At 61.5% G+C, this 22,024-nt stretch carries 21 protein-coding genes and 1 pseudogene; 9 read left to right on the top strand and 13 right to left on the bottom strand.

Annotation, left to right across the window (positions count from 1 at the left end; all coding sequences use genetic code 11):
- Nucleotides 1–13: 13 nt before the first annotated feature.
- Nucleotides 14–961, bottom strand: coding sequence for a Flp pilus assembly protein CpaB (gene cpaB / locus SOP95_RS11240; RefSeq protein WP_323607144.1), 948 nt, complete (start codon nucleotides 959–961; stop codon nucleotides 14–16).
- 338 nt (nucleotides 962–1,299) lie between these two features.
- Here cpaB and SOP95_RS11235 point away from each other — a divergent pair, with 338 nt between their 5' ends.
- Together SOP95_RS11235 and SOP95_RS11230 are read left to right on the top strand one after the other, a co-directional pair.
- Entirely contained in the window at nucleotides 1,300–1,497 is a 198-nt protein-coding gene (locus tag SOP95_RS11235; protein WP_274077774.1) for a Flp family type IVb pilin, read from the top strand.
- An 85-nt stretch (nucleotides 1,498–1,582) separates the two neighbouring features.
- Entirely contained in the window at nucleotides 1,583–1,996 is a 414-nt protein-coding gene (locus tag SOP95_RS11230; protein WP_274077773.1) for a response regulator, read from the top strand.
- A 123-nt stretch (nucleotides 1,997–2,119) separates the two neighbouring features.
- Here SOP95_RS11230 and SOP95_RS11225 read toward each other — a convergent pair whose 3' ends face one another.
- Nucleotides 2,120–2,974, bottom strand: coding sequence for a MaoC family dehydratase (locus SOP95_RS11225; RefSeq protein WP_323607143.1), 855 nt, complete (start codon nucleotides 2,972–2,974; stop codon nucleotides 2,120–2,122).
- 2 nt (nucleotides 2,975–2,976) lie between these two features.
- On the bottom strand, nucleotides 2,977–4,329 hold the full coding sequence (locus SOP95_RS11220; RefSeq protein WP_323607142.1) for a 3-oxoacyl-ACP reductase: 1,353 nt from the start codon (nucleotides 4,327–4,329) through the stop codon (nucleotides 2,977–2,979).
- Nucleotides 4,330–4,448: 119 nt separating this feature from the next.
- Here SOP95_RS11220 and SOP95_RS11215 point away from each other — a divergent pair, with 119 nt between their 5' ends.
- Together SOP95_RS11215 and SOP95_RS11210 are read left to right on the top strand one after the other, a co-directional pair.
- Entirely contained in the window at nucleotides 4,449–5,726 is a 1,278-nt protein-coding gene (locus SOP95_RS11215; RefSeq protein WP_323607141.1) for an acetyl-CoA C-acetyltransferase, read from the top strand.
- A gap of 77 nt (nucleotides 5,727–5,803) precedes the next feature.
- On the top strand, nucleotides 5,804–6,595 hold the full coding sequence (locus SOP95_RS11210; RefSeq protein ID WP_323607140.1) for an AraC family transcriptional regulator: 792 nt from the start codon (nucleotides 5,804–5,806) through the stop codon (nucleotides 6,593–6,595).
- Nucleotides 6,596–6,687: 92 nt separating this feature from the next.
- On the opposite strand, the gene SOP95_RS32135 is transcribed toward SOP95_RS11210, so the two are convergent.
- On the bottom strand, nucleotides 6,688–7,416 hold the full coding sequence (locus SOP95_RS32135; RefSeq protein ID WP_370628334.1) for a methyl-accepting chemotaxis protein: 729 nt from the start codon (nucleotides 7,414–7,416) through the stop codon (nucleotides 6,688–6,690).
- Nucleotides 7,417–7,545: 129 nt separating this feature from the next.
- Nucleotides 7,546–8,634 (bottom strand): annotated as a pseudogene (locus tag SOP95_RS32130) (cache domain-containing protein); the annotation flags it as partial.
- 443 nt (nucleotides 8,635–9,077) lie between these two features.
- Between SOP95_RS32130 and SOP95_RS11200 the strand changes: the two are divergent.
- Nucleotides 9,078–9,971 (top strand): PA4780 family RIO1-like protein kinase, encoded by an 894-nt coding sequence (locus tag SOP95_RS11200; RefSeq protein WP_274077767.1) that lies wholly within the window; start codon nucleotides 9,078–9,080, stop codon nucleotides 9,969–9,971.
- Between the two features lie 198 nt (nucleotides 9,972–10,169).
- Here SOP95_RS11200 and cueR read toward each other — a convergent pair whose 3' ends face one another.
- The 3 genes from cueR to SOP95_RS11185 all read right to left on the bottom strand — a co-directional run bounded on the left by cueR (nucleotide 10,170) and on the right by SOP95_RS11185 (nucleotide 13,490).
- Complete coding sequence (gene cueR / locus SOP95_RS11195; RefSeq protein ID WP_274077766.1) at nucleotides 10,170–10,583, bottom strand: Cu(I)-responsive transcriptional regulator; 414 nt, start codon at nucleotides 10,581–10,583, stop codon at nucleotides 10,170–10,172.
- Nucleotides 10,580–12,973 (bottom strand): heavy metal translocating P-type ATPase, encoded by a 2,394-nt coding sequence (locus SOP95_RS11190; protein ID WP_323607139.1) that lies wholly within the window; start codon nucleotides 12,971–12,973, stop codon nucleotides 10,580–10,582. Before SOP95_RS11190 ends, cueR begins: the two co-directional genes overlap by 4 nt.
- 133 nt (nucleotides 12,974–13,106) lie before the next feature.
- Nucleotides 13,107–13,490: a hypothetical protein gene (locus SOP95_RS11185; RefSeq protein WP_274077764.1), complete on the bottom strand. Its 384-nt coding sequence runs from the start codon at nucleotides 13,488–13,490 to the stop codon at nucleotides 13,107–13,109.
- A 159-nt stretch (nucleotides 13,491–13,649) separates the two neighbouring features.
- Here SOP95_RS11185 and SOP95_RS11180 point away from each other — a divergent pair, with 159 nt between their 5' ends.
- Together SOP95_RS11180 and SOP95_RS11175 are read left to right on the top strand one after the other, a co-directional pair.
- A complete protein-coding gene (locus tag SOP95_RS11180; RefSeq protein WP_274077763.1) occupies nucleotides 13,650–13,847 on the top strand; it encodes a heavy-metal-associated domain-containing protein in 198 nt (65 codons plus the stop codon).
- A 91-nt stretch (nucleotides 13,848–13,938) separates the two neighbouring features.
- Nucleotides 13,939–15,135: a multidrug effflux MFS transporter gene (locus SOP95_RS11175; protein ID WP_323607138.1), complete on the top strand. Its 1,197-nt coding sequence runs from the start codon at nucleotides 13,939–13,941 to the stop codon at nucleotides 15,133–15,135.
- Between the two features lie 8 nt (nucleotides 15,136–15,143).
- Here SOP95_RS11175 and SOP95_RS11170 read toward each other — a convergent pair whose 3' ends face one another.
- Nucleotides 15,144–15,314 (bottom strand): hypothetical protein, encoded by a 171-nt coding sequence (locus tag SOP95_RS11170; RefSeq protein WP_274077761.1) that lies wholly within the window; start codon nucleotides 15,312–15,314, stop codon nucleotides 15,144–15,146.
- 171 nt (nucleotides 15,315–15,485) lie between these two features.
- On the bottom strand, nucleotides 15,486–16,499 hold the full coding sequence (locus SOP95_RS11165) for a zinc-binding alcohol dehydrogenase family protein (protein WP_323607137.1): 1,014 nt from the start codon (nucleotides 16,497–16,499) through the stop codon (nucleotides 15,486–15,488).
- Between the two features lie 118 nt (nucleotides 16,500–16,617).
- Between SOP95_RS11165 and SOP95_RS11160 the strand changes: the two genes are divergently transcribed.
- Both SOP95_RS11160 and SOP95_RS11155 read left to right on the top strand, forming a co-directional pair.
- The gene (locus SOP95_RS11160) at nucleotides 16,618–17,547 is read left to right on the top strand and encodes a LysR family transcriptional regulator (protein ID WP_323607136.1); all 930 of its coding nucleotides are present in this window, start codon (nucleotides 16,618–16,620) and stop codon (nucleotides 17,545–17,547) included.
- A gap of 225 nt (nucleotides 17,548–17,772) precedes the next feature.
- Nucleotides 17,773–18,507, top strand: coding sequence for an ArsR/SmtB family transcription factor (locus SOP95_RS11155; protein ID WP_323607134.1), 735 nt, complete (start codon nucleotides 17,773–17,775; stop codon nucleotides 18,505–18,507).
- Between the two features lie 102 nt (nucleotides 18,508–18,609).
- On the opposite strand, the gene SOP95_RS11150 is transcribed toward SOP95_RS11155, so the two are convergent.
- From SOP95_RS11150 to SOP95_RS11140, 3 genes are all read right to left on the bottom strand, one after another.
- Entirely contained in the window at nucleotides 18,610–19,563 is a 954-nt protein-coding gene (locus tag SOP95_RS11150; protein ID WP_020796340.1) for an adenosine deaminase, read from the bottom strand.
- A gap of 78 nt (nucleotides 19,564–19,641) precedes the next feature.
- Nucleotides 19,642–20,610 (bottom strand): 2-oxoglutarate and iron-dependent oxygenase domain-containing protein, encoded by a 969-nt coding sequence (locus SOP95_RS11145; RefSeq protein ID WP_323607132.1) that lies wholly within the window; start codon nucleotides 20,608–20,610, stop codon nucleotides 19,642–19,644.
- Between the two features lie 136 nt (nucleotides 20,611–20,746).
- Nucleotides 20,747–21,820, bottom strand: coding sequence for a BMP family ABC transporter substrate-binding protein (locus tag SOP95_RS11140; RefSeq protein ID WP_323607131.1), 1,074 nt, complete (start codon nucleotides 21,818–21,820; stop codon nucleotides 20,747–20,749).
- Between the last annotated feature and the right edge of the window lie 204 nt (nucleotides 21,821–22,024).

Below are 22,024 nucleotides of genomic sequence, written 5' to 3'. Positions count from 1 at the left end.
TTCCTTGCACGATTCAGGGGGTCTTTTGCGTTTCGTTGCCGCGGATGACTTCCACGCCCGAGCGACGCGGTGCGCCTGCGCTACTGGCGATTGCAGGTTTGGGCGGTGCGGTCATGGCCAGTTGGTTGAACTGGATCAGGTCGCGATTGGCATTGGCGAGATTGGTCGCAGAATCCCGTTCCCCGGCCCAGTAGCGCGCCAGGCGTTTTTCCTCGGCGCTGCGCACGGCCAGGCGCAACACGCCGGCCTGGGCGGCGAGCATCAGGCGGCTCAACAGGGGGTCGGGGACGGCGAGCAGCACGGTGCGGGCGCTGGCGCGTTGTTGCTCCTGGCGGAGTTTTTCATCGTTGCCCTGGGCCGGGCTGGACGGATGGCCGTCGTTGGTCAGGCCCAATTGCTCGCCCACCCCCAATACGCGCAAGGCCGGGATGGCGAGCTGGGCCGAGGGCTGAAGGTTGAGGTTGTCCGAGCGCAAGAACAGCAGCACATCGACATAGTCCCCCGGTGTCAATTGCCCCCCGGCATTGATCACTTCATCCACGGCAACAGCGAGTGCGCGCTCGTCGGGACGGATCATCCGCGCCAGCTTGCCGCCGGCTTCAAAACTCTCGTCATTGAGCCAGCTGCCGGCGGGCAGGGCGCGCCAGGGCGTACGGCCAATGGCTTGATCGAGACGGGTCAGGCTGCCGGCCGGAACGGTGCGTAGTTTTTCCAAGGCAATGTCGGCGGCGGTGATCTGCACGAACGGTGGGATGTCATGCAACAACACCACGATCGGTTGACGGGTGTCTTCTTCTGGCTGGGGAACAGCTGCTGGAGTGGCGGTGGTCGCAGGTGAAATCTCGGTTTGCGCAACAGGGGCGGCGGCCGGCTGACGGGTCAAGGTAAAGCCCCAATAACCGGCGATGACTGCGCCCGCCAGGGACAGGCCGGCCAGGCCTAGGATGACACGACTGTTCATGACGGCGCTTCCTTTCCTGGTGCATCTTTCCTGCTGCTCAAAGAACTCGTTTGCACAACGAGACAACTTCGCAATCAGGCAGCTATGAACATGGAACTATTTGGCTATTTGAAGGTAGCGCAGCTAGAGCAAAACGCCATTACCCAAGGGGCAAAAATCCAACGAAAGTTAATGGTTCAGAGCAAATACAGGGTTTTTTGACGTCAACGAAACGGTTAATACTTTGGTGTTAATGCGTTCTTACAGTTGTTTGGCGGGGAAATGCCGACAATGCTGATGCTGGCACAGGGGAATCATGTTGCGTCCGTGCAACACCCGGGGTCATCTAGGAGAACTTCATGTCTTTCGCCAAGCTGGTTCAGAAGGTCAAATCCGAAATCGATTTTTACAAAGGGCTGGCCAAGGATACCGAGGGAGCTTCGGGTATCGAGTACGCCATCGTAGCCGCCATGGTCGCGGTGGTGATTGCCGGGCTCAGCGGCGGCATCGGGACTGACTTGACCACGATGTTCACCAGCATCAAAAACGCCTTGTGAGTGACTATCTGAGTTCGCACCGGCAATTTGCCAATGCAACGAGTGGGTTCTAATGTCAGCGCTTAGTCTATTCCAGGTGTTGCCCATGAATGCCCCCGCACTGCCGCGCCAACAACTGCTTCTGGTCGATGACGAGGAGGATGCGTTGCTTGAGTTGGCGGAGTTGCTGGAGGGCGAGGGGTTCAATTGTTTCACCGCGACCTCGGTCAAGCTGGCGTTGCAGCATCTGACACGCCATCCGGATATCGCTCTGGTCATTACCGACCTGCGCATGCCGGAGGAGAGCGGCATGTCGTTGATCAAGCGCTTGCGCGAGCACACGGCGCGCCAGCATTTGCCGGTGATCGTGATGTCCGGGCATGCGGACATGGAAAGTGTCAGCGACATGTTGCGTTTGCAGGTGCTGGACCTGTTTCGCAAGCCGATCTATCACGTGCGCTTGCTGGAGACCCTGAATAACCTGTTCCCGCAGCCGTTGGGGGAGTTGGCCAATCGTTGAAGCAGGTGAGGGCCTTGTAGGAGCCCGGCTTGCCGGCGAAGGCACCCGAAAGACTGACGCAAGGTTCAAGAACGCCTTCGCCGGCAAGCCGGCTCCTACAAGGTGTATGTCATACGATTCGCGTCAGGCGATGGGCCGCCAATGGCCAATCATGTGCTCCAGATCACCAGCCCCTATCAATTGCAAATCCCCACTGGAGCCCGCAGCGCTGGCCAGCAATGTCACCTCGCTGGGCAGGCGCACCGGCTTCTTGAATTTCACCGCAATCTCGATGTTCGCCGCCGGCAGATACTCTGCAAGCGCGGCCAGGGTGCGGGCCTTGTTCCATAGGCCATGGGCAATCGCCGTTGGAAAGCCAAACATTTTGGCGCTCAGCGCACTCAAGTGAATCGGGTTGTAGTCGCCGGATACCTTGGCGTATCGCCGGCCGATGTCTGTGGGCACGTTCCATTGGGCGACTTGCGTCAGGGGCAGCGTCGGGGCCAACTCCTCTTCGACGGGCTCGCCCTCAAGCTTCACCCCTCGGCACAGCATCTGGCTTTGCGCCTCCCAGAGCGGTCCCAGTTGATCATCCAGCGTCGTCACCAGATCGAAGGTCGCCCCCTTCGCATGGGGTTGCAGGTTCTCCACGCACACGCTGGCCCGCACTCGATGGACGCCGCCCATGGGGCGCAGCACGCGGATGCGGTTGCTCAGGTGAATCAGCCCCAGCAGCGGGAACGGAAAGTCCCGGGCGGTGAGCAATTGCATCTGCAAGGCGAATGCGAGGATATGCGGATAGGTAGGTGGCAGCAGGCCGTTGTCGGCGAAGCCGCAGACTTTGCGATAGGTCGCCAGGCGCTGCGGGTCGACATCGAGCCAGCAGCGCAGACCCGAATGGGGCAGGGTGGTGCCGGTGATCTTGCGACGCGTTGCCGCATGCACATAGAGCCCCGACAGGCTGGGTTCACGATTGAGTGTGTGCCAGTCGATGATCATGCCTAGGCCCCCAGAACGCTTTGCCCGCAGACACGCAGTGCCTGGCCGGTGAACGCGCCGGTGCCCGGTTGCGCGAGCCAGGCCACCGCTTCGGCGACGTCCTGCGGCAGACCGCCCTGGCCCAACGAGCTCATGCGCCGTCCGGCTTCGCGCAGGCCGAATGGAATGTGCGCGGTCATCTGGGTTTCGATAAAACCCGGCGCCACGGCATTGATGCTGATGCCCCGCTCATGCAACAGCGGCGCCCAGGCTTGCGCCAGGCCAATCAGGCCAGCCTTGCTCGCCGCATAGTTGGTTTGCCCGCGATTGCCGGCGATGCCGCTGATCGACGCCAGCAGGATCACCCGGCCATTGTCGCGCAGGGTGCCGCTGTCGAGCAGGGCCTTGGTCAGCACTTGCGGAGCGTTGAGGTTGACGGCGAGTACCGCGTCCCAGAATTCCGGGGTCATGTTGGCCAGGGTCTTGTCCCGGGTGATGCCGGCGTTGTGCACTACGATGTCGATGCCGTCGGGCAACTGTTCGACCAGTTCCGTGGCGGCGTTCTCGGCACAGATGTCGAGGGTGATGCCACGCCCGCCGAGGCGTGCGGCGAGGGCGTCGAGGTCGCTCCTGGCCGGGGGGACGTCGAGCAGGATGACCTCGGCACCGTCACGGGCCAGGGTTTCGGCGATGGCGGCGCCGATGCCGCGCGCCGCACCGGTGACCAGTGCCTTGCGCCCGGCCAGCGGGCGAGTCCAGTCCATTACCTGGGTGTCGCAGGCAGTCAGGTTGATGACTTGCCCGGACACGAAGGCGCTTTTCGGCGAGAGGAAAAACCGCAGCGGTCCTTCCAGTTGATCCTCGGCACCTTCGCCAACATGGATCAGCTGCAAGGTGCCACCGCTGCGCAGTTCCTTGGCCAGCGAGCGGCTGAAGCCTTCGAGGGCGCGCTGGGTACTGGCGGCGAATGGGTCGCTCAACGACTGCGGGTCACGTCCCAGGATCACCAGGTGGGCACTGTGGTCGAGATTTTTTATCAGGGGCTGGAAGAACTCGCGTAGTTGCTTGAGCTGGCCGACCTGCACCAGATCACTGGCATCGAACACCACGGCCTTGAGTTTCGGACCGTGTCCGGGAATCCACGCGGTCGCCATCGAGGGCTCGGTGCCGTAGGTGTAGATCGCGTCCGTCAGGCGGTTGGCGAAGGTGTTGACCTTCTCCGCCAGCGGTCCGCCGCCAATCAGCAAGGCGCCTTCCACAGGGCGCAATCTGCCCGCTTGCCAGCGTTCCAGGCGTACCGGCGAAGGCAGGCCCATGGCCCCGACCAGACGATGGCCGATGGACGAATTGGCGAAGTCGATATAGCGGTCGGACATGGAACGCGCTCCAGCAGATGAGGTTCAAAGTGTGGACCATGAATGGCAATCAGTCGTTCGATTTGCCAGATTCGGCCTACGCTTGCGGGTAATGGCCTTCACAGAATAGGAAGCTTTTCATGACTCAGCTGCGTCGCGTCGCGATCATCGGCGGTAATCGGATACCCTTCGCTCGCTCCAACGGACCCTATTCCACCGCCAGTAACCAGGCCATGCTCACGGCTGCACTCGAAGGCCTGATCGAACGCTACAACCTGCATGGACTGCGCCTTGGCGAAGTGGTGACGGGGGCGGTGCTCAAGTTGCCACGGGACATGGCCCTGACACGCGAGTGCGTGCTCGGTTCGCGGCTGTCGCCCGCTACCCCCGCCTACGACATCCAGCAGGCTTGCGGTACAGGGCTGGAAGCGGCGCTGCTGGTGGCGAACAAAATTGCCCTCGGCCAGATCGACTGCGGCATTGCCGGTGGCGTCGACACCACCTCGGACGCGCCAATCAGTGTCAACGAGGGGTTGCGCAAGATTTTGCTGCAGGCCTATCGCGCCAGCACCACCGCGGAAAAACTCAAACCCTTCCTGCAGCTGCGCCCCCGGCACCTGATTCCCGAGTTCCCGCGCAATGGCGAGCCGCGCACCGGTATGTCCATGGGCGAGCATTGCGAGTTGATGGCGCAGGCCTGGAACATTCCCCGTGAAGAGCAGGATCAGCTGACGCTGCTGAGCCATCAGAACCTGGATGCGGCCTACGCCGAAGGGTGGCAGAACGATTTGATGACGCCGTTTCTCGGCCTCACCCGCGACAACAATTTGCGCCCGGACCTGACCCTGGAAAAGCTCGCCTCGCTCAAGACCGTTTTCGACAAAAGCGCAAAAGGCACCCTGACCCCCGGCAATTCCACGCCGCTGACCGATGGCGCATCCTTGGTGCTGCTGGGCAGTGAGGCATGGGCGAAGGAACGTGGTCTACCGATTCTCGCCTACTTGCGTGACGGCGAAACCGCCGCGGTGGATTTCGTCCATGGCGCCGAGGGCCTGTTGATGGCACCGGTGTATGCCGTGCCGCGCCTGCTGGCGCGCAATGGCCTGACCCTGCAGGACTTCGATTACTACGAGATCCACGAAGCCTTTGCTGCCCAGGTGCTTTGCACCTTGAAGGCGTGGGAAGACCCCGAGTACTGCAAAAGCCGCCTGGGCCTCGAAGCACCGCTGGGGTCCATCGACCGCAGCAAGCTCAATGTCAAAGGCAGCTCACTGGCGGCCGGGCACCCGTTTGCGGCCACGGGTGGGCGCATCCTCGCCAATATGGCCAAGTTGCTTGATGCGGCGGGGAAGGGGCGAGGGCTTATCTCAATTTGCGCCGCAGGCGGTCAGGGGGTAACCGCCATCATCGAGCGATAGGGGCGTCCGGTATTGAATGGATGCGTGACATGGCCTAACGTCGGCCCATCAGCCGTCTCGCAACACAAGGCCAGGTTATGCCGACTAACGGACAGGTTTCCCTCGAACGCAGCATTCCGCCCCTCATAACGTTGCCGCGTCCGCTGTATGCCCGGGTGGAAAGCCTCAATGCCGGGTCATGGACGCCATCCCATCGCCACGACTGGGTGCAGTTTTCCTATGCCATCAGTGGCGTGCTCGGCGTGCACACCGCCGAGGGCAGTTTCTTCGCGCCGCCGCAATGGGGCATCTGGATTCCGGCCGATCTGGATCACCAGGTCGTGACCTCGATGCGCGCCGAGATGCGCAGCCTGTATGTGCGTCGCGAGGATTGCCAGTGGGCGGACGGGCGTTGCCGGGTGCTGGAAGTGACGCCGCTGGCCCGGGAGCTGATCAAGAGTTTTTGCCTGCTGCCAGTGGAATATCCCCAGGGTGACAGCCCGCAGGCGCGGTTGGTGAGTGTGCTGCTCGATCAGTTGGCGACTTTGCCGGAAGTCGGGTTTTCCCTGCCATTGCCCCGCCATGAACGGTTGCTGGGGTTGTGCAATGAGCTGATCGAAAATCCCGAGAGCAATGTGACCCTGCACCAATGGGCCGAGCGTTTGGGCACGTCGGAGAAAACCCTGATGCGCCTGTTTCAGCGTGAGACCGGGTTGAGTTTTCGCGGCTGGCGCCAGCGTATGCGCTTGCTGTCGTCGCTGAGTCTGCTGGAGGAGGGCGACAGCGTGACCAATGCCGCGCTGGCCTGTGGGTATGACTCGACGTCGGCGTTTATTGCGGCGTTCAAGAGTTTGTTCGGGTTTACCCCGGGAGAATTGTTTCGGCAGTGATGGCCCATCGCGAGCAAGCTCGCTCCCACAAGGACAGTGCAAATCCCTGTGGGAGCGAGCTTGCTCGCGATTGACCGCGCAGCGGTCACCGGTCAGGTACGGAACCGGCGCACCAACCCATCCAGCTCATTCGACAACCCGGCCAGGCTCTGGGAATCCAGGCGCGCCGAGTTCGCCAGTTCAGCCACCAATTGCGCGTCGCCATGGATCTGGCTGATGTGTCGGTTGATGTCTTCGGCCACCTGATGCTGTTGTTCCGCCGCCGTGGCAATCTGGGTGTTCATGTCGCGGATCACGTCCACCGACTCGCGGATCTGCCCGAAACTGTTGCGCGCTTCACCGATGCGCGTCACCGATTGCTGGGACACCTCCAGGCTCGCGTGCATCTGCTGGGTCACCTGGCTGGTGCGCTTGGCCAGGTTGCCCAGCAGTCCGTCGATTTCCGCCGTGGAGTCGGCCGTGCGCTTGGCCAGCGCCCGTACTTCATCGGCCACCACGGCAAAACCACGGCCCTGCTCACCGGCCCGCGCCGCTTCAATGGCCGCGTTCAGCGCCAGCAGATTGGTTTGCTCGGCGATCGAACGAATGGTCCCGAGGATCGACTGGATATCATTGCTGTCGCGTTCCAGCTGTTGCATCGACTGGGCCGACTGCTCGATTTCCTGGCTCAGGCGATCGACGCTGCTGACGGCCGCGTCAATTTGTTGCTGACCTTCACGGGCCTGGCGCTGGCCACTGTCGGCGGACTCGGCCGCCTGGCTGCAGGAGCGTGCCACTTCGTTGGCGGTGGCGACCATTTCGTGGAATGCCGTGGACACCATGTCCACCGCCTCGCGCTGGCGTCCAGCGGCTTCAGCCATGTCGCTGGAGACCTGGGTCGAGCTCCTGGAGGTGGCCAGGATCTTGGTCGCGGCGCCACCAATGCTTTGTATCAGGTTGCGAATCGCGGTCAGGAACTGGTTGAACCAGTTGGCCAGTTGCGCGGTTTCGTCGCTGCCACGGATTTGCAGATTCTTGGTCAGGTCGCCTTCACCCTGGGCAATACCTTCCAGGCCGTCGGCCACACTGCGGATCGGCCGCACGATGACGCTGGCGAAACTGGCGCCGACGATGGCGAAGACAACGGCCAGTACCGCAGCGATGATGGCGATCAACCAGGTCAGCTGGGTCGCGGTGCTCATCACGTCGCTCTGCTTGATCAGGCCGATGAAGGTCCAGCCCAGTTGCTCGGACGGCCAGACGTTGGCCATGTAGCGTTCGCCGTTGAGCTCGACTTCAACCAGGCCCTTGCCAGCCTTGGCCAGTTGCGCATAACCCTCGCCGAGGCTGTTCAAGGCCTTGAAGTTGTGTTCCGGTTGCTTCGGATCGACCAGCACGGTACCGGTGTTTTCCAGCAGCATCAGGTAGCCGCTTTCGCCGAGCTTGATCTGTTTGACCAGTTCGGTGAGCTGCTTGAGCGAGACGTCGATGCTGACCACGCCACCGTTGGTGCCCAGCTTGTTGTCGATGGTGCGCACGGTGCTGACGTAGGACGTATCGTTTTCGGCCCAGTAATAGGCCTCGGTACGCAACGGCTTGCCCGGTTTCGCCTGGGCCGCCTTGTACCACGGACGCTGGCGCGGGTCGTAGTTGGCCAGCTTGGCGTCGTCCGGCCACGACACATAACCACCGGCGGCGGTGCCGAGGATGGCGTAGGCGTAGGATGGATGGGCGTTGCCCAGATCCTGCAGGAAGCCAAAGACTTTTTTGTCCATCTCGCCCTGTGGAATGCTGGCGGCGTTGGCGTTCATGTAGGTCTTGAGGCTGTCGTCGGAGTTGGTGATCAGCGGTTGTTTGGCCAGGTACTCGACGTTCTGGCTGATGCCGTCGAAGAACAGTTGCATGGCGTTGCTGACCTGACGGATTTCGCGACCGCTGCTGTCGACGAATCCTTCCCTGGCATCACTGCGCAGGTTCAGCACGACGAGGGTGGCGACCAGTACCACCGGCAAGCAGGCGATGATTGCAAACGCCCAGGTCAGTTTCTGTTTGATGTTCATCCGCGCTCCAGATTTTCTTGTAGGCCCACGCAGTGCAGATGACTCGCGGTTTATTGGCAGCCGTAAACGTTGTCGATCAACCCGGGTCCGTGAGTGCGGTATCGTTGTTGTCAGGGAAACGATTGTCGGACAAATCACTTTGTCACTAAGGACTTCGGCTGTTGTCTGCGGAAATTGAGGGCTGTCCGGAAAAATCCCGCGAACGGTAGTGCCGGGGTGTCGGTTTCTGTCACAAATGCCCATGCAGCCCCGGACAACAAGCGCTTCAGGCTCGACTATGATCCAGAAGAGCGGTGATGAACTGCAGGTTTTTGCGAGTAAATCGGCACATTGTGTGCATCTGCATGGTTCATAGGTCGGCACCCCCTCCCCCGAATCGGTGGATTGCCGTATAACGAATGACTTTCGCGTGTTTGGTAATAAAGGACCCACAATAAAAGCTGATGAAGACTCCAAAACGCATTGAACCCCTGATCGAGGACGGTCTGGTCGACGAAGTGCTGCGCCCACTCATGAGTGGTAAAGAAGCAGCTGTTTATGTGGTGCGCTGCGGCAACCAGTTACGTTGCGCGAAGGTCTACAAGGAGGCGAATAAACGCAGTTTCCGGCAGGCGGCCGAGTATCAGGAAGGCCGCAAGGTGCGCAACAGCCGACAGGCCCGGGCCATGGCCAAGGGTTCCAAGTTTGGCCGCAAGGAAACCGAAGACGCTTGGCAGAACGCCGAAGTGGCGGCGCTGTTCCGCCTGGCCAATGCCGGTGTGCGGGTGCCCAAGCCGTTCGACTTCCTCGAAGGCGTGCTGCTCATGGAGTTGGTGGCCGACGAGTACGGTGATGCCGCGCCGCGTCTGAACGACGTGGTACTGGAACCGGACCAGGCGCGTGAATATCACGCGTTCCTGATCTCGCAGATCGTGCTGATGCTGTGTACCGGTCTGGTGCACGGTGACCTGTCCGAGTTCAACGTGCTGTTGACCCCGACCGGCCCGGTGATCATCGACTTGCCGCAAGCAGTTGACGCGGCGGGCAACAACCACGCGTTCAGCATGCTGGAGCGGGACGTGGGCAACATGGCGTCCTATTTCGGACGGTTTGCACCGGAGTTGAAAAAGACCCGGTATGCCAAGGAAATGTGGGCTTTGTACGAGGCGGGCACTTTGCACCCGGCCAGCGTCCTGACCGGCGAGTTCGACGAGCCGGAAGAACTGGCGGATGTGGGCGGCATCATGCGCGAAATCGAGGCCGCGCGCCTGGATGAAGAGCGCAAGCAAGCCGCGCGTGCGGCTGACGATGCTCCCCCCAAGCCAGCCGAAGAACCGCCTCCACCGTGGATGCAGTGATCGGCTAAAGAAAAACCCGGCTTCGGCCGGGTTTTTTCTGGGTGAAGGGACTCAATGTTTATGGCGTCCGACGCACCGCCTTCGCGAGCAAGCCCGCTCCCACATTCGATCTGCACTGGACACAGAATTTGTGTTCGGCGACGGTCCAATGTGGGAGCGGGCTTGCTCGCGAAGGCGTTAGCACAGTCAAAATCATTGTCAGACGGGATCCGCGTTAGCACAACACCCCGACTCAAGACTCTTGAGAATCGGACAATCCGGCCGATCATCCCCCTGACAATGCTCGACCAGATCCTGCAACGTATCGCGCAACTGCCCCAGCTCCCGAATCTTCTGGTTCAGTTCATCGATATGCTGGCGCGCCAACGCCTTCACATCGGCACTGGCGCGCTGGCGGTCCTGCCAGAGGGTCAACAGCTTGCCGACTTCCTCCAGCGAAAACCCAAGGTCCCGTGAGCGTTTGATGAACGCCAGCGTGTGCAGGTCGTCATCGCCGTACACCCGGTAGCCGCTGTCGGTGCGATGAGCCGCCTTGAGCAGGCCGATGGACTCGTAGTAGCGGATCATCTTTGCGCTCAGGCCGCTGTGACGGGCTGCTTGGCCGATGTTCATCGGTTGTCCTCCAGGTCCTCGGGTTTCCAGGTTTTCAACAGTAGCGCATTGCTCACCACGCTGACGCTCGACAACGCCATGGCTGCTCCGGCCAGCACCGGATTAAGGAACCCGAAGGCGGCCAATGGAATGCCGATCAGGTTATAGACGAAGGCCCAGAACAGGTTCTGCCGGATCTTCGCGTAGGTCTTGCGGCTGATCTCCAGTGCCGCCGGAACTCGCCGAGGATCGCCATGCATCAAGGTAATGCCGGCCGCATGCATGGCCACATCGGTGCCGCCGCCCATGGCGATACCGATATCGGCCGCGGCCAGCGCTGGCGCATCGTTGATGCCGTCGCCGACCATTGCGACCACGCCGGTTTTCTTCAACGCAGCGACAGTGGCGGCTTTGTCCGCCGGCAGGACCTCTGCGTACACATCCTGGATGCCCAGCGCCTTGGCGACCACGTTGGCACTGCCTCTGTTGTCACCGGTCAGCAGATGACTGCTGATATTGCGCGCGCGCAGTTGTTGTACCGCTTGCAGCGCGCCAGGCTTGAGCGTATCGCCGAAAGCGAACAGGCCCAACACTCTCGGCTCGGGACTTTGCTCGATCAGCCAGGACAAGGTCCGGCCTTCGGTTTCCCACGCGCTTGCGGAACCTGCCAGAGTGCCGGCGTCCAGGCCGCTTTCCTCCAGCAGGCGCCGATTACCCAGCGCCAGGCGACGATCCCCGAGCGTGCCGGCAATGCCTCGGCCGGTCAGGGATTGGCTGTCAGTCACGTCGGCCACGGCCAGGCCTCGCTCGGCGCACGCATCCAGCACCGCCTTGGCCAGCGGATGCTCGCTGCCGCGTTGCAGGGCGCCGGCCCATTGCAGCAGGCTGCCTTCGTCGCCATCGAGGGCACTGAGGTGGGCGATACGTGGGGTGCCCGAAGTCAGCGTGCCGGTCTTGTCGAACACCACGGCGCTGACTTCATGGGCACGCTCCAGCGCCTGGGCATCCTTGATCAGAATGCCGTAGCGCGCCGCGACCCCGGTGCCGGCCATGATCGCCGTTGGCGTGGCCAGGCCCAGGGCACAAGGGCAGGCGATCACCAGCACCGCCACGGCATTGATCACCGCGGTCTCCAGCGGGGCGCCATACAGCCACCAGCCGATCAGGGTCGCCAAGGCCAGCAGCAAGACCACCGGGACGAACACCTGGCTGACTCTATCCACCAATTTCTGGATCGGCGCTTTCGCCGCCTGGGCGTCCTCCACCAGGCGAATGATTCGTGCCAGCACGGTTTCCGCGCCAAGGGCCTGGGTGCGCACCAGCAACCGGCCTTCACCATTGATCGCGCCGCCCGTGACCTTGTCACCAGGTAGTTTGGGCACCGGCAGGCTTTCGCCGCTGATCAAGGCTTCGTCGGCATGGCTCTGGCCTTCGACCACTTCGCCGTCCACCGGGAAACGTTCCCCGGGCTTGATCATGACCAGGTCATCGAGACGCAGGGCGCTGATCGCCACCTCTTGCTCACGACCGTCGATCACCTGGACCGCCCGCTCCGGGCGCAGCGCTTCCAGGGCGCGAATGGCACTGGCGGTCTGGCGTTTGGCGCGGCTTTCCAGGTATTTACCCAACAGCACCAGGGCAATCACCACGGCCGAGGCTTCGAAGTACAGGTGCGGCATGCGCCCGGCGGCGGTGGCCCATTCGTAGATACTCAAGCCATAGCCCGCGCTGGTGCCCAAGGCAACCAGCAGGTCCATGTTGCCTGCCCCGGCACGCACGGCTTTCCAGGCGGCCACATAAAAGCGCGCGCCGAAGATGAACTGCACGGGCGTTGCCAAGGCGAATTGTGCCCAGGCCGGGAGCATCCAGTGCACGCCGAACGGTTGCAGCAACATCGGCAATACCAGCGGCAAGGCGAGGGCAATCGCTGCGATCAACGCCCAGCGCTCGCGCTGCAGGCGGGTTTGCTGAGTATCGACGTGCGGCTGATCGTCCTGCCAGACGCTGGCGGCATAACCCGCCTTGCTCACGGCCGCGATCAAGGTTTGCGGGTCGACTTGCCCGAGCAGTTCCAGATGGGCGCGTTCATTGGCCAGGTTGACGCTGACGCTCTTGACCCCCGGCACTTTGTTCAGCGCCCGCTCGACCCGGCCGACGCAGGAGGCGCAGGTCATGCCGTCGATGCTCAATTCCAGCCGCTGCCGAGGTACGCTGTAACCGGCTTTTTCCACTGCGTCCATCAAGGCCGGCAGGCTGTCGGCCGGCGCCTGGACCCGGGCCTGCTCGGTGGCCAGGTTGACGCTGACGGCACTGGCGCCGATGACTTTGCTCAAGGCGCGCTCGACACGCCCGGCGCAGCTGGCGCAGGTCATGCCGGCAATCGGCAGATCGAAAGTGGTGGATTCGGACATCGGTCACGCTCCCTGTAGAAGATGCCTACAGGATCAACCTTGCCATGCTGGCAAGGTCAAGCGCCATTTTTAAAGCAAAAGATCGCAGTACACCTGTAGGAGCTGCCGCAGGCTGCGATCTTTTACAGGCAACTCAATATCCAAGACCTGCACGCTTTAGATACATCCCATCCTGGGTCATCGCAATCCGGTACTTCAACACATCTCCGGCCCGCAACTGAATATCCTGCGAACCCGGCGCCAGCATCCCCGGGTTGCACCCCGGCGCCTGGCCGGGCAGCAGCTTGAGGCGCAGGGAGACATTGCCCGGCGGCAGGTTGAACGAGGTGCTTTGCTCCTGGAATAGCCGCGCCGCCAACTGGTCCTGGATGTACACGCCGATCTCGCAGCTGGTTGCGACTTCCAGGCGCTCGCGGGAAATGACCAGCACGCCATAATCCTCCCCGGCGGCATGGGCCGAAGTGGTGGCGGTGAAAAGGCCGAGCAGGCCAAACAGGCTGAAAGCTGACCAGCGCATGGCTGAATCTCCTGGGATCAAATCGTAAATACCCGCAGCTTGGCCGAGCGCGAAGCCGATTGCCAGCCCGGCAGGTCACTGCAGAACTTGACCTTGCCATGGTGGCAAGCTCAAGACTGCAGGTCACCTCTTTCGAATGGCACATTAAAGGAGTCATCCATGCAAGTGTTCAACGTTGAAGGCATGTCCTGCGGTCACTGCGTCAAGGCGATCACCCAGGCGGTGCAGGCCCGGGATCCGGCGGCGAGTGTGCGGGTCGATCTGGCGGCCAGGGAAGTCGGGGTCGAGAGCGCATTGAGCGCCGATCAAGTGATCGCGCTCATCAGTGAAGAAGGCTACAGCGTGAAATTGGCCTGACTTTTTAATAGTTAGCGAGCTAACTTAATGTTCAAGGCGTCCATGCGCGGCTAGACTGTCGGGCTGCCGACTTCTGTTCCATGGATGCCTGATGAATTTTCGTACAATCCTTATTCTTGGCGCCTTGAGCGCTTTCGGTCCGCTGGCGATCGATTTCTATCTGCCGGCGTTCCCGGCGATGGCGCTTGCCTTCGGTACCGACGAACAACACGTCCAACTGACGTTGGCCGCTTATTTCCTTGGCTTGTCCATTGGCCAGCTGGCCTACGGTCCGGTGGCGGATCGTTTCGGGCGACGCATTCCCCTGTTGATCGGCGTCGGCTTGTTTACCGCCGCTTCGTTGGCGTGCGCCTATGCACCGAACCTGGAATGGCTGATCGGCGCACGCTTCGTGCAGGCCCTGGGCGGTTGCGCGGGCATGGTGATCTCGCGGGCGGTGGTCAGCGACAAATGTGATGCGGTGGGTTCGGCGAAAGTCTTTTCGCAGCTGATGCTGGTAATGGGCCTGGCGCCGATCCTTGCCCCGATGCTCGGCGGCTTGCTGGTCAACACCACGGGCTGGCAGTCGATCTTCCTCGCGCTGACCGGTTTCAGCGCCTTGGCAGGTCTGGCTGTGGCACTGGGTTTGCCGGAAAGCATGCCCGCCCATTTGCCACGCCAACCCCTGAGCGGGGCGTTTCGCCAGTATGGGCGGTTGCTGAAAGACCCGGTTTACCTCGGCCATGCCATGACGGGCGGCATCGCCATCGCCGGCATGTTCTCCTACATCGCCGGGTCGCCGTTCATCTTCATCAAGCTCTATGGCGTCCCGGCCGAACACTTTGGTTGGTACTTCGGTGTCAACGCAGCGGGGTTCATTCTGGTGGCCCAGATTAATGCGCGACTGTTGGCCAAGCGTGGTCCGGCGTTCCTGCTGACGCGCACCGTGTGGATCTACCTCGGTGCCGGCCTGGCATTGCTCGCCGTCAGCGCGCTGCACACCGCGCAGCTGTGGCCGTTGCTGATTCCGTTATTTGTCTGCATCGCCAGCCTGGGTTGCATCCTGCCCAATGCCTCAGCCTGCGCGATGAACGGCCAGGGCGCCCGCGCCGGTAGCGCTTCGGCAATGCTCGGATGCCTGCAATTCAGTGTCGCGGCGGGCGCCGCGGCGCTGGTGGGTGTTTTGCACGACGGCAGCGCCATGCCGATGGCCATGGTCATCAGCCTGTGCGGGATTCTGGTGGTGAGCGCGGCGATGCTCACCCGGCGTCTGCAAAATGCCCGGGCGCTGGTGCAAGCCCAGGTCTGAGGACGGACTCAGCCAGCGGCACGCTGCTGACGGTCGGGGATCTGATGGGGAGCGTGCAATCGCGCTTCAAGGGTATTGGTGAACGCCCGCGCTTCCGCTTCGCTGCGGAACATCACGGTATGTTGGTCCAGGCGGACCTGCCACTGGGATTTTGCCAATTCTTTTATCAGGATCTTCATAGCTGAACTCCTCTTGTAAAAGACGTTGCGTAAAAAGGATGGGTAAAGATTTCCTCGCAGAGGTTTCGATTGTAGACCCGATTACGATGGCTTCTATGACAAGGATCAACTCTCGGACTGACGGTTTGTAACAAAAAAAATCGCCGTCCGAGGGCCAATTCCTGAGGATGCCTAGAATCCTTCCAGCACGATCTTGCCCTTGGATTTCCCGCTTTCCAACAGCGCATGTGCACGCCGCAGATTAGCCGCATTGATGGTGCCAAAGTGTTCGCCAACCGTGGTTTTCAACGTCCCGGCATCGATCAGATGGGCCACCCGGTTGAGCAGTTTGTGCTGCTCGATCATGTCCGCGGTCTCGAACAGTGAGCGGGTGTACATGAACTCCCAGTGCAGCGACAGGCTCTTGCGCTTGAGCTTGGTCACGTCGAGGGTTTTCGGGTCGTCGATCAGCGCCAGCTTGCCTTGCGGTGCCAACGCCTCGACCAGTTGATCGAGGTGATGATCGGTCTGGGTCAGGCTGGCGACATGGGTCACCTGATCAATGCCGGCGTGCTTGAGCGCTTCACTCAGTGGCTGGCTGTGGTCGATCACCTGGTCGGCGCCCAGGGCCGTGACCCAGCTTTGGGTTTGCGGGCGCGAAGCCGTGCCGATGACCTTCAGGCCCGTGAGCTGTTTGGCCAGTTGCGTGAGGATCGAGCCAACGCCACCGGCGGCGCCGACGATCAGCAGGCTCTGGCTTTCATCGGTCTTGCCTTCGCGCACTTGCAGGCGCTCGAAGAGCAACTCCCACGCGGTAATGGCGGTCAACGGCAGGGCAGCGGCTTCGGCGAAACCGAGGCTTTTCGGCATATGGCCGACGATTCGCTCATCCACCACGTGCAGCTCGCTGTTACCCCCGGCGCGGGCAATGGAGCCGGCGTAGAACACCTTGTCGCCGGTCTTGAACAAGGTCACTTCACTGCCAACGGACTTGACCACGCCGGCCACGTCCCAACCCAGCACTTTGGCCGTACCGACTTCTGGCTGGACGTTCTGACGGACCTTGGTATCGACCGGGTTGACCGAGATGGCTTTGACTTCCACCAGCAGGTCACGGGGGCCAGCGACCGGCTCCGGCAGGTCGATGTCTTGCAGGGCGTTTTCATCGCTGATCGGCAGCGAGGCGTAGTAGGCAACGGCTTTCATGGAAGGCTCCCAGATAACTATGGATTCGATGGGCGGATGATTGGCTATTTCTTCGCAAGATAAAACCCGCTAAAACAGCAGTCTCTTTCAATATTTTTTTGATAATAAAAGGCTGCGCATGCTGCGATTCGATGATTTGCAGTTATTCGTCCGGGCCGCGGACCTGGGCAGTCTGTCCGCGGCCGCGCGGGGCATGGACATGTCGGCGGCGGTGGCAAGCGCGGCGTTGAAACGCATCGAACAGCAGTTGGGCGCCCGACTGCTGGCGCGTTCGACCCGCAGCCTGCGCCTGACCGCCGAAGGTGAAGGTTTTCTCGAGTACGCCCGGGCGGCCTTGAGTTCCCTCGACGAAGGCCGGCGATTGTTGGCCAGTGGCCAGGATCAGGTCAGCGGAGTCCTGCAGCTGTCGGCACCGTCGGACTTCGGTCGCAACCTGTTGCTGCCCTGGCTGGACGAGTTCCAGCGCGAGCACCCGAAGCTGACCGTGCGCCTGCTGCTGGGCGATCGCATCGCCGATCTGTTCCGCCAGCCGGTGGACATCGCCCTGCGCTACGGCGAGCCGGAAGACTCCAGCCTGGTGGCGCTGCCCATCGCCCCCCACAATCGTCGCGTGTTGTGTGCCGCGCCCGAATATCTCGCCCGGCGTGGCGAACCGCGCCAGCTGGAACAACTGGCCCAGCACAATTGCCTGCTGTTCATGCTGGGCAGCCGCGTTCACGATCACTGGACCTTTCATGACGGCAAGCGCGAGGTCGGCCTGACCGTCAGTGGCGATCGTTTCAGTGACGATGCCGATGTCGTGCGTCTGTGGGCGCTGGCAGGGGCCGGGATCGCGTACAAATCCTGGCTCGATGTGGCCGCCGATGTGCTCGCGGGGCGCTTGAAAGTGCTGCTGCCGGAGCTGCTCTGTGAGCGCGCACCGCTGAATCTGTTGTGCGCCCATCGCGCACAATTGAGTAAGCCGGTGAACCTCTTGCGGGAAATGCTTGCCAGCCGATGCGCGCGCTTGAGTAGTCATTTTCCAGGGTTATCAGACATTGATCATTAGTCGCAGGTAAAAAGCGAAATTTCCCTCAGGAACTATCAGCATCTGCGGTTTGCAGGGGGCAGGATCTGGCGGTCAACCGGCCTATACTAACGTTCGCCTCGTACACGCACGTCGATCGCCATGGCGAAACCGGTTTATGGCAGTTTCCACGTTTGGCCGACGGCACCTTACTGGTCAAGATATCTCTGGGCAGCAGGACGAAACGATTCAACAGGGAGTGAATACATGGAACATGCACCTTGCATCAGCCAGATAGCCACATTGCTGGCTGACCCCAAGCGCAGCGCAATGATGTGGGCCTTGATGGACGGCTCGGCGCGACATACCGAAGAACTGGCATTGATGGCCGGCCTGTCACCGTCCTCCGCCAGTGCGCACCTGGGGCGGTTGTCCGCCGGAGGTCTGTTGAAAGTAGAAGCCCGTGGGCGAAAGCGCTTCTTCCGCCTGACGGCTCCTGAAGTCGGTGCCGCGATCGAAGCGCTGGCCAGCGCCACGCTGGCCAGCGCACCCCAGGATATCCCGGATATTTTCAAGCGCGCCGCGCCCCTGGCCAAACCTCGGCCGAGCGCTTCGCCGTTGTTGCGCGCACGGCTTTGTGACGACCATTTGGGTGGCACCCTGGCCGCCGATCTTTACCAGCGCCTGCTGGACGCGGGCTGGATCGAACAGTTCGATCAGCGGGTCACGGTCACGCTCAAGGGCGCGACGCAGTTGGAGGCACGCGGCGTCTTCATTCAGGCGCTGGCCCATCGCAACGGCAAGGTCGCCTGTGCGTGCCCCGACTGGAGCGAAAGACGCCCGCACCTGGGCGGCGCCCTGGGTGCGGCGTTGCTGCAGTTGTTCATGCAGTCGGGTTGGCTGAACTTGCCCATGGATTCACGTGCCCTGCAGCTCACCGCCGCCGGGCAGCGAGAAATTCACCGGTTCGCCAAACAGACCGAGGTTGAAATGGCCCTGTAGGAGCAAGCTTGCTCGCGATGACGGAGTGTCAGTCGACATCAATGTTGAGTGCCAAACCGCTATCGCGAGCAAGCTTGCTCCTACAGAAGAATCCGGTAAACCTCAGGGTTTTACCAAACGAGCATCCAGGCTGTTCTGCGCCAGGCGTTTGGCCTGGTCCTGGGTCATGCCCAGATCGGTATACAGGGCATGGAAGTTTTCGGTGACGTAACCGCCGAAGTACGCCGGGTCATCCGAGTTCACGGTCACTTTCACGCCACGCTCGAGCATGTCGAGAATATTGTGCTGGGACATGTGATCGAACACGCAGAGCTTGGTGTTGGACAGCGGGCACACGGTGAGCGGAATCTGCTCGTCGATGATGCGCTGCATCAGGCGCTCGTCTTCGATGGCGCGCACGCCATGGTCGATGCGCTGGATTTTCAGCAGGTCGAGGGCTTCCCAGATGTACTCGGGCGGGCCTTCTTCACCGGCGTGGGCGACGGTCAGGAAACCTTCGCCACGGGCGCGATCGAACACCCGCTGGAATTTGCTCGGCGGGTGGCCCATCTCGGAGCTGTCCAGACCCACGGCGACAAACGCGTCGCGGAACGGCAGTGCCTGGTCGAGGGTTTTCTGCGCCTGCTCTTCGCTCAAGTGGCGCAGGAAGCTCAGGATCAAGCCGCTGGTGATGCCCAGTTGCTGCTCGCCATCCTTCAACGCGGCGGCGATGCCGTTGAGCACCACTTCGAATGGAATGCCACGGTCGGTGTGGGTCTGCGGATCGAAGAACGGTTCGGTGTGAATCACGTTCTGCGCCTTGCAGCGCAACAGGTAGGCCCAGGTCAGGTCGTAGAAGTCCTGGGAGGTGCGCAGCACGTCGGCGCCCTGGTAATACAGGTCGAGAAACTCCTGCAGGTTATTGAAAGCGTAGGCCTTGCGCAGGGTTTCGACATCGCTCCATGGCAGGGCGATCTTGTTGCGTTCGGCCAAGGCAAACAGCAGCTCGGGCTCCAGCGAACCTTCCAGGTGCAGGTGCAGTTCTGCCTTGGGCAGGGCGTTCAGCCAGTCGTACATAATTCTTTTCTCATCAGGTGCAATGGCGCCATTCTACAGAGGCTCGCTGCAAAAATTGGTAAAACCTGACCAGGCGGTTCATTCCACCGCCTCCTGATCCCGTCTATAAGCGTAGGTATCGGCGAAGCGTGAGAGCAGGAATTGGGCGCAAGTGGTGGCCGGGTATTTCGCTGGCTGCTGCTCATCCTGGCACCCCGGCAGGCATTCGATGCGGGTGTCGGGGTGCGGCTCGGCAAAGAATGGCATCGAATAGCGATCTACGCCCAACGGGCTGATCACCCTGTGTGGCGTCGACAGGTAACGGTCGTTGCTCCAGCGCGCCATCATGTCACCGAGGTTGACCACGAACGTCCCTTCGATCGGCGGGGCGTCGATCCATTCGCCCTTTACGTTCCTGACTTGCAAGCCACCGGCAGAATCCTGGTAGAGCAGGGTGATGCAGCCGTAATCGGTGTGGGCACCGGCGCCTTGCTGATCGATGGAGCTGGCGGTGTGACGCGGCGGGTAGTGAATCATCCGCAATACGCTGACCGGCTCGACAAAGCGTGTGTCGAAAAAGTCGCGCTCGATGCCGAGCGCCAACGTCATTGCCCGCAACAGGGTTTGCGCGAGCGCCTGCATGTCGACGTAGTGCTGCTCCATCAGCGCCTCCCAGCCCGGCACCGATGGATGGCGGTTGGGGCCGCGCAACGGTTTTTCCGCCAGTACTTCGGGATGGTCGAGGGGCAGGTGCAGGCCCATGTCGAAGGTTTCTTTCAGGTCGCTGGGTTTGCTCGGGTCCAGTTGTTCGGTGGCGATGGCGCCGTAACCGCGATGGTGGCGGGACTGGGTGATGTCGATCTTGAGTTTTTCGGCGGTGGGCAGGGCGAAAAATTGCTTGGCGTTGTCGAACACGGCATCGATGCGCGCCGCGCTGATTGGATGACCCTTGATGTAGAAGAATCCCCATTCGCGGCAGGCGAGGTCGATTTGTTGTGCCACGGCTGGCCAGGCGCTGTGATCGTCGCTGTAGAGCGGGCTGATGTCGATGATGGGAAGGCTGTTCATACACAATCCTGGAATACGCTGAAAATCCATTGTGGGAGCGAGCCTGCTCGCGATGGTGTATCAGCTGCATCGAGTCGACTGACACACCATCGCGAGCAAGCTCGCTCCTACAGGGGTTTTGTGTTGGTCGCTGGATTTATTTCGGCATCTCGGCCTTCATGCCTTCCACGTAATAATTCATCGACGCCAGCTCCGTATTCGTCGCGCTAACCCCTGCGGGTATTTTCTCGACCCCGGCCTGGTCCTTGATCGGCCCGGTAAACGGCTGCAGCGTGCCGCTCTTGATATTGGCGATGATCTGTTCGGCTTCGGTTTTCACCGCCGCCGGCACCAGGTCGCTGATCGGCAGTTCAACGGTGCCTTCCTTCAGGCCACCCCAGTAATCCTGGGTTTTCCAGCTGTGGTCGATCACGCTTTGGGTCGCTTGCAGGTAATGCGGCGCCCAGTCATTGACGATGGAGGTCAGCACCGCCTTGGGGCCGAAGTGCGCCATGTCCGAAGCGTAGCCCACGGCATATACGCCGCGCCGTTCCGCGGCCTGGATCGGCGCCGGGCTGTCAGTGTGCTGGAACACCACGTCGACGCCCTGGTCGATCAGCGCGTTGGCGGCGTCGGCTTCCTTGCCCGGATCGAACCAGGAGTTGACCCACACCACCTTGATCTCGGTGCCGGGGTTGTACTTGTTCAGGGCCAGTTGAATGGCGTTGATGTCGCGGATCACTTCCGGGATCGGAAACGAGGCGACGTAGCCGATCTTTTTGCTCTTGGTCATCTTGGCCGCGAGGAAACCGCCGACGTAGCGACCTTCATAGGTGCGCGCCAGGTAGGTGCCCAGGTTCTTGTCCTGCTTGTAGCCGGTAGCATGTTCGAAGGTCACCTGGGGAAACTGCTTGGCGACCTTGAGTGTCGGGTTCATGTAGCCGAACGAGGTAGTGAAGATCAGGTCGTACTTGTCCTTGGCCATGTTGCGGATCACTCGCTCGGCGTCGGCGCCTTCGGCAACGTTTTCCACATAGTTGGTGGTGATCCGGTCGCCGAGTTTTTCCGCCAGCGCCTTGCGCCCCTGTTCATGCTGATACGTCCAGCCGTGGTCGCCGATCGGGCCGATATAGACGAAGCCGACTTTCAGCGGCTCGCTGGCACTGGCGGTAAGGCTGATCCCCAGACCGATGGCGGCGCACAGCAGTTTATGCAGCGGACGTATTTGCATGAATTCGAACCCCATTTTGTTGTGTGTGGGCAGGGTCAATGCAAATTGCTGACCAACAGGACAACATCGGCGTTAGACCGAGGGGAGGCCTTCGCGGGCAAGCCCGCTCCTACAAGGGTTGCGTAAATCCTGTGGGAGCGGGCTTGCCCGCGAAGAGGCCGGGAAGACCGATAAAAGTGCAGTGCCTGGCACAGCTGCCATCCA

Origin of the sequence: Pseudomonas sp. YuFO8, from assembly GCF_035065025.1 — a bacterium.
GTDB classification, from domain to species: domain Bacteria; phylum Pseudomonadota; class Gammaproteobacteria; order Pseudomonadales; family Pseudomonadaceae; genus Aquipseudomonas; species Aquipseudomonas putida_AE.
This window is presented reverse-complemented; position numbering and strand designations above follow the sequence as displayed.